The organism is Cryobacterium cryoconiti, assembly GCF_004403065.1.
Taxonomy (GTDB): Bacteria; Actinomycetota; Actinomycetes; order Actinomycetales; family Microbacteriaceae; genus Cryobacterium; species Cryobacterium cryoconiti.
Genome location: NZ_SOHA01000039.1, coordinates 190,444 through 197,446 on the forward strand (window position 1 = coordinate 190,444; position 7,003 = coordinate 197,446).

The window sequence follows — 7,003 nt, forward strand, 5'->3', positions numbered from 1 at the left end:
GCAAAGACGGCAAACGTACCCTGTGGCCCCGCCTGGGGATTACAGGGTCGCGCGCTTGCTGGGCAATGCGATCAGCGTTTGTTCCGGGTCGACGTCGACCGGTGGTCGTAGCCAGTAGTCGTTTCCGGTGCGGATGATCGTCCAGTGCTGGTTGTGCAGCAGCAGATGGTGCGGATGACACAGCAGCACCCCGTCGGCAAGGTCGGTGTACCCGTTGTCCGCGAGCCATCCGTTGATGTGGTGCGCCTCAGACCACGCAGGTGATCGGTCGCAATCCACCCAGCGGCAGCCGCCGTCCCGGACCCCCATCGCGGCGCGCTGCGCTTCGGTGAAGAGCCGTTGGTCACGGCCGACGTTGATGATCTGCCCGGTGTCGTCGACTTGGATGCCGCGGGTTCCGGTGTCGCAGAGCAGCCGGTCGATGGTCTCCTGCGAGATCGGGACGGGGTTGCCCTCGATCTGACCATGGGCGGCGGCTGCTTCGAGGGTTTCGGCGGCTTCGGCCGTAACCGGTCCGCCCTGGGCCGCCTGGCCGGGGGCCGGCTGGCCCGACTTCAGGGCCTTCTCGGTTACGATCACCCGCACCGCGGGGCGGCGCCCGCCGAAGACGCGGCCCTGGTCGGCCTCCCCAGCGATCTTCAGCAGCTGAACCAGGGCGTCAGCGGCGATCTGCTCCGTGGTACGGGGGTCATCCTGCACACGTTTCGCCCAGGCGGCCTTCTCCTTGTCGACGAACCGCACCCCGCCGCGGCGAGGGCTGGTCACGGAGTCGAAAGTCGAGAGCACGAACTCGCCGTCTTCCGGTGCGAAGAGGCCGTTCAAGCGCACCTTGCCGTTGTCCAGTCGATAGACCCGCAGGAACCGGTCGTCGTGGGCCTGCTTCTCCCGGGCGGCGATGCCCGCCTCGTCGAGCTGGTCGCGCATCCGGCGGGCGAGTTTGAAGACCTGGTCGACATTCAGCGACGCGGCCTCAATGAGGAGCGACTTGAGGGCGGTGCCGAGCTTGTCGGCGGTGACCGCGGCGTCGATCTGGCCGAGGCCGGAACGGATCGACTCGGCCGCATCGACCGAGAGGCTGCCGTCGGTGACGGCTCGGGCGATCGGTGCCTGCCACGGCACCTTCGCCTCGAAAGCGGCGACAACACCGGGATCGCTGTCGGGCGACTCCACGGCCGCCTCGACCAGCTTCTCCGCCGCCTCGGCGTCGGCCATCATCGTGCCGACCGCAACGAGCTTGAACGCATCATTCTTGGTTGAGCCGGTCACCGTCTGGATCAGCGCCTCCGGTGAAAGAAACCCCTGCTGGGCGGCCAGACCGGAGTGGCCGAGCTCGGGCCGGGAGCGACGGGCGATGGTCGCCGCCATCCAGGCGGAGCGTGCATCCAAGAGGCGGCGCGCGGCCGCGATCTGCCTCTGACCGGCCAGCACCTCGGCATCGGGAAGAGCCTCGTAATCGGCGCAGGACGAGCCCAGGCGAGCGACGGCATCCGTTGCCGTTCTGAGGTCGTCTGCGGTGGTGGTCATGCGTCGAGGATAGCAGAGTTAGTACGCGTAGTCGAGAGTCTGTCACGTATTTACGTATGATAATCAAAGTTGTGTACTAAGCAGTCAAGGGTCGGCTCGCCGGGTCTCGACAGGCTCGACCACCGGGAGCCGGGCGGCTCGCCGGGTCTCGACAGGCTCGACCACCGGGAGCGGGGCGGGGCGCCGGGTCTCGACAAGCTCGACCACCGAGGGCGGGGCGCCGGGTCTCGACAAGCTCGACCACCGAGGGCGGGGCGCCGGGTCTCGACAAGCTCGACCACCGGGAGCGGGTCGACTCGCCGGGTCTCGACAAGCTCGACCACCGAGGGCGACTCGCGGGGTCTCGACAGGCTCGACCACCGGGGCGGCTCGGTCTCGGGGCGCAGGTTGTGGTTCGCGGCGGATGTTCTAACGTGCGCCTGCTTCCGCAGGGTGCGCCCGGACCGGGGAGGAGGGAACCGGGGACGGCGGGACACCGTAGAGGGGGCAGCACAACGGCGCGACTGTGTGACGGTTCGCTACGGCGCGTGACCGGCCGTTACGGCCGGAAGCGTCGCCCTGCCCTCGTTCTCGGTACGTTTTCCCCCACGCAAGCTCGGCATCTCGTGAAGCCGGCACCGCGACCACGAGGAGGAGCCCACCGTGTCACCGAGTCAGACGGAAGCGAGTCAGACAGAAGCGACCAGGCCGGCGCGTCCCCCTCGCCCGGCTTCCCGCCCGAACGGGCAGTGGAAGGTCGACGGCACGGCGCCGCTCAACGGAAACGAAGCCTGGAAGCAGGAAGACGGCGGGCTCAACGTGCGGGAGCGGATCGAGGAGATCTACTCCAAGCAGGGATTCGACTCGATCGAGGGCACCGATCTGCACGGGCGATTCCGGTGGTGGGGGCTGTACACGCAGCGCAAGCCCGGCATCGACGGCGGCAAGACCGCGACGCTCGAACCGCACGAGCTCGAGGACAAGTACTTCATGCTGCGGGTGCGCATCGACGGCGGCCAACTCACCACGGCCCAGTTGCGCGTCATCGGCGAGATCTCCGAGGACTTCGGCCGGGACACGGCCGACCTCACCGATCGGCAGAACATCCAGCTGCACTGGATCCGGGTGGAGGACGTGCCCGAGATCTGGCGCCGCCTCGAGGCCGTCGGCCTGCAGACCACGGAGGCCTGCGGCGACGTGCCGCGGGTCGTCCTCGGCTCCCCCGTGGCGGGAATCGCCGTGGACGAACTGCTCGACCCGACGGAGGCGATCGCCGACATCACGGCGAGATACATCGGAATCCCCGAACTCGCGAACCTCCCGCGCAAGTTCAAGACGGCCCTGACCGGGCACCCGAGCCAGGACGTCGTGCACGAGATCAACGACGTCGGATTCGTCGCCCTGCGGCATCCGGAGCTCGGCCTCGGCTACGACCTCTGGGTGGGCGGCGGCCTCTCCGCCAACCCCCGCCTCGGCGAGCGCCTGGGTGCCTTCGTCACCCCTGACAGGGTCGCCGACGTCTGGCTCGGCGTCGCCTCGATCTTCCGCGACTACGGCTACCGGCGGCTGCGCAACAAGGCGCGGCTGAAGTTCCTGCTCGCCGACTGGGGACCGGAGAAGTTCCGGCAGGTGCTCGAAGACGAGTACCTGCACGAGGCGCTGCCCGACGGCCCTCCCGCCCCGACGCCGACCCAGCAGGGTGACCATGTGGGCGTGCACAAGCAGGTCGACGGCCGGTTCTACATCGGTGTCACACCCTTCGTCGGCCGGGTCTCCGGCACCATGCTCACCGGACTCGCCGACCTGCTCGAGCAGCACGGCTCCGCCCGGCTGCGCACGACGCCGCACCAGAAGCTGGTGCTGCTCGACATCAGCGAAGAGAACGTCGAGCCACTCATCACCGCCCTCGACGCGCTCGGCCTGGCCGCTCGACCCAGCCTGTTCCGCCGCTCGACCATCGCCTGCACCGGCATCGAATTCTGCAAGCTGGCCATCGTTGAGACCAAGCAGGCCGCGACCGACGCGGTGCTCGAACTCGAGAAGCGCCTGGCGGGCATCGCCGTGCCGCAACCGATCAGCCTGCATGTGAACGGATGCCCGAACTCCTGCGCCCGCATCCAGACCGCCGACATCGGCCTCAAGGGGCAGCTCCTGCCGGGCGCCGACGGCGGCCAGGTGCCCGGGTTCCAGGTGCACCTGGGCGGCGGACTGGCATCCGTCGGCCGGGACGAAGCCGGGCTCGGCCGCACCGTGCGCGGCCTCAAGGTCACCGCGGACGACCTCGCCGACTACGTCGAGCGCATCGTGCTGCGATTCCTGGCCGACCGGGGCGACACGGAGACCTTCGCCGTCTGGGCCCACCGCGCCGACGAGGAGGCACTGCAATGAGCGAGAACAACACCGCCACCCCCACGAGCGTCCGCCGCGACCCCGACGAGCTGCGCGCGCTGGCCGAGGCCGGCGCGGCCGAGCTGGGCGAGGCATCCGTCGACGCGGTCATCGCCTGGGTCGCCCGCAACTTCCAGACGGATGCCGCCGCTGTCGCCTGCTCGATGGCCGACGCGGTGCTGCCCCACCTGGTTTCCCGGCAGCTGCCCGGCGTCGACGTCCTGTTCCTCGACACCGGCTACCACTTCGCCGAGACCCATGCCACGCGGGACGATGTGGCCCGGCTGCTGCCGGTGCGCATCGTGGACGTGCTGCCCGAGCAGGGCGTGGCCGAGCAGGACGCGTCCCACGGCGCCGAGCTGTTCGGCCGCGACCCCAATCGCTGCTGCGCCCTGCGCAAGGTGGAGCCGCTGCACCGCGTGCTGGGCGGCTACGAGGTCTGGTTCACGGGGGTGCGCCGTGACGAGGCCCCCACCCGCGCGAACACACCGCTGGTCGTCTGGGATGAGCGCAACGGCCTGGTGAAGGTGAACCCGGTCGCGGCCTGGAGCTTCGACGAGATCCTCGACTACGCCGGGCAACACGGCGTGCCGGTGAACCCGCTGCTCGGCCAGGGCTATCCCTCGATCGGCTGCGCACCGTGCACGAAACCCGTCGCCGCCGGCGACGACCCCCGATCCGGACGCTGGGCCAGCCTGGCGAAAACAGAATGCGGACTCCACCTGTGAACGCTCTCCCTGTCCTTGCCGACGCTCCGGCCCCCCAGGCCGCCGCCGCGAGCGGCGCCGACGCCGCCAGCACCGCCGACGCCGCCCACCGCCTCTCCCAGCTCGACGTGCTCGAGAGCGAGGCCATCCACATCATCCGGGAGGTGGTCGCCGAGTTCGAGCGCCCCGTGCTGCTGTTCTCCGGCGGCAAGGATTCCGTGGTCGTGCTGCACCTCGCCGCGAAGGCGTTCTGGCCGGGGAAGGTCCCGTTCCCGCTGCTGCACGTGGACACCGGGCACAACTTCCCCGAGGTCATCGCCTTCCGCGATGAGACCGTGGAGCGCCTCGGCCTGCGGCTCGAGGTGGCCCGCGTGCAGGACTACATCGACGACGGCCGACTGCAGGAACGCGCCGACGGAACCCGCAACCCGCTGCAGACCCTGCCTTTGCTCGACGCGATCGCCGCCGGCCGCCACGACGCCGTCTTCGGCGGCGCCCGCCGCGACGAGGACAAGGCCCGGGCGAAGGAACGCATCCTCTCGCTCCGCGACGAGTTCGGCCAGTGGGACCCGCGCAACCAGCGCCCCGAACTCTGGAACCTCTACAACGGCCGCCACACCGTGGGCCAGCACGTGCGCGCGTTCCCGATCAGCAACTGGACCGAACTCAACGTCTGGCGTTACATCGAGCGCGAGGGCATCGTCCTCCCCCCGCTGTACTACGCGCACGAGCGGGAGGTCTACCGCCGCGACGGAATGTGGCGGGCGACGGGCCCGGTGAGTGCGCCCCGGGCCACCGAAACCACCGAGAACCGCACCGTGCGGTATCGCACGGTGGGCGATATGAGCTGCACCGGCGCGGTCGACTCGGACGCGGCATCCGTGGCCGCCGTTGTTCGCGAGATCGCCGTGAGCACCATCACCGAACGAGGCGCGACCCGCGCCGACGACCGCATCTCCGAGGCCGCCATGGAAGATCGCAAGAAGGACGGGTATTTCTAATGTCACCGACGCCGACTCACCCTCTCGCCGACACCGCCCAGGGCACCCTGTTCCGTTTCGCGACGGCCGGCTCGGTCGACGACGGCAAATCGACACTGGTCGGGCGGCTGCTGCACGACTCGAAGGCGATCCTCGCCGACCAGCTCGACACCGTCACGCGCACCTCCACCGAGCGCGGCTTCGGCGGCGCCTCGGGCGGCATCGACTTCGCCCTGCTGACCGACGGCCTGCGCGCCGAACGCGAGCAGGGCATCACCATCGACGTCGCCTACCGGTACTTCGCCACCGCCCGGCGCTCGTTCATCCTGGCCGACTGCCCCGGCCACGTGCAGTACACGCGCAACATGGTCACCGGCGCCACGACGGCGGATGCCGTGATCATGCTCATCGACGCGCGCAAGGGCGTGCTCGAGCAGACCCGCCGGCACCTGTCGGTCGTGAAGCTGCTGCGGGTGCCGCACATCGTGATCGCCGTGAACAAGATCGACCTGCTCGGCTACGACGAGGAGGCCTTCAGCACGGTCGCCGCCGCCGTGCGCGCCGTCACCGAGGAGTTGGCGCTCGGTGCGGTGCACGTGATCCCCGTTTCCGCGCTCGCCGGCGACAACGTCGTGGACCGCTCGGCGAACACCCCCTGGTACACGGGTCCGAGCCTGCTCGAACTGCTCGAGACCCTGCCGGCCGCCGACGAGGTCGACAGTGCCGTGGAGGACTTCCGGCTGCCGGTCCAGCTCGTCGTGCGCCCCCAGGGTGCCGTGGCTGTGGCACCGGATGCCGCGCACGCCTTTCGCGATTACCGTGCCTACGCCGGGCAGGTGGCCTCGGGCACCGTGCGGGTCGGTGACGCTGTGACCGTGGCTCCCGGCGGAGCCACCACGGTCGTCACCGGGATCGACTTCGCCGGCCGGGAGCTCGAGCAGGCGTCCGCACCGCAGTCGGTGTCGCTGCGCCTGCGGGACGAGCTGGACATCGCCCGCGGGGCCGTGATCGGTGCCGCCGGCACCCTGCCCGAACCGGTGCGGGACCTCACGGCCGACCTGTTCTGGCTCGACCCTCGACCGTTGACCCCGGGCGCCCGGGCGCTGGTCAAGTTCGGCACGAGCACGGTGCAGGCGCTGCTGGGCACGGTCACCGGCCGGCTGAACCTGGACACGCTGGACCTGGAGACGGCGGGCAGCCTCGACGTGAACGACATCGGCCAGGTCACGGTGCGCCTGGCCACCGCGCTCCCGCTGGAGACGTACGCCGCGAACCGCCGGGCCGGGGCGTTCCTGGTGATCCACCCGCAGGACGGCGCGACCCTCGCCGCCGGCATCGTGACCGAGGCCGGGGTGCCCGCGTGAGCCGGCGCGCCGCCCTCGGCCTCGTCGTCGCCGCCGCCCTGCCGGCGCTGCTCGGCGGCTG

General features: G+C 70.3%; 5 protein-coding genes. 4 read left to right on the forward strand and 1 reads right to left on the reverse strand.

All coding sequences use genetic code 11. The features are described 5' to 3' along the window. Positions 1-39: 39 nt before the first annotated feature. Positions 40-1,524, reverse strand: a complete 1,485-nt coding sequence (locus E3T49_RS13815; protein WP_134425471.1) for a DUF222 domain-containing protein — start codon at positions 1,522-1,524, stop codon at positions 40-42. A gap of 642 nt (positions 1,525-2,166) precedes the next feature. Between E3T49_RS13815 and E3T49_RS13820 the strand changes: the two genes are divergently transcribed. Genes E3T49_RS13820 through E3T49_RS13835 form a run of 4 tightly spaced genes read left to right on the forward strand, consistent with a single transcriptional unit; the run spans position 2,167 to position 6,942 of the window. Then, a complete protein-coding gene (locus E3T49_RS13820) occupies positions 2,167-3,891 on the forward strand; it encodes a nitrite/sulfite reductase (RefSeq protein ID WP_134425472.1) in 1,725 nt (574 codons plus the stop codon). Beyond that, positions 3,888-4,619: a phosphoadenylyl-sulfate reductase gene (locus E3T49_RS13825; RefSeq protein ID WP_134425473.1), complete on the forward strand. Its 732-nt coding sequence runs from the start codon at positions 3,888-3,890 to the stop codon at positions 4,617-4,619. Before E3T49_RS13820 ends, E3T49_RS13825 begins: the two co-directional genes overlap by 4 nt. Next, positions 4,616-5,599 carry a sulfate adenylyltransferase subunit CysD gene (gene cysD, locus E3T49_RS13830; protein ID WP_277613101.1) on the forward strand — a complete coding sequence of 328 codons (984 nt, stop codon included), beginning with the start codon at positions 4,616-4,618 and terminating at the stop codon, positions 5,597-5,599. Before E3T49_RS13825 ends, cysD begins: the two co-directional genes overlap by 4 nt. Beyond that, positions 5,599-6,942, forward strand: coding sequence for a sulfate adenylyltransferase subunit 1 (locus tag E3T49_RS13835; protein ID WP_134425475.1), 1,344 nt, complete (start codon positions 5,599-5,601; stop codon positions 6,940-6,942). Before cysD ends, E3T49_RS13835 begins: the two co-directional genes overlap by 1 nt. The last annotated feature ends 61 nt before the right edge of the window (positions 6,943-7,003 follow it).

Excerpts from the sequence above, each read along its gene's own strand:
- E3T49_RS13815 (WP_134425471.1), bottom strand. The coding sequence starts at position 1,524 with ATGACCACCACCGCAGACGACCTCAGAACGGCAACGGATGCCGTCGCT.
- E3T49_RS13825 (WP_134425473.1), top strand. The coding sequence starts at position 3,888 with ATGAGCGAGAACAACACCGCCACCCCCACGAGCGTCCGCCGCGACCCC.
- E3T49_RS13835 (WP_134425475.1), top strand. The coding sequence starts at position 5,599 with ATGTCACCGACGCCGACTCACCCTCTCGCCGACACCGCCCAGGGCACC.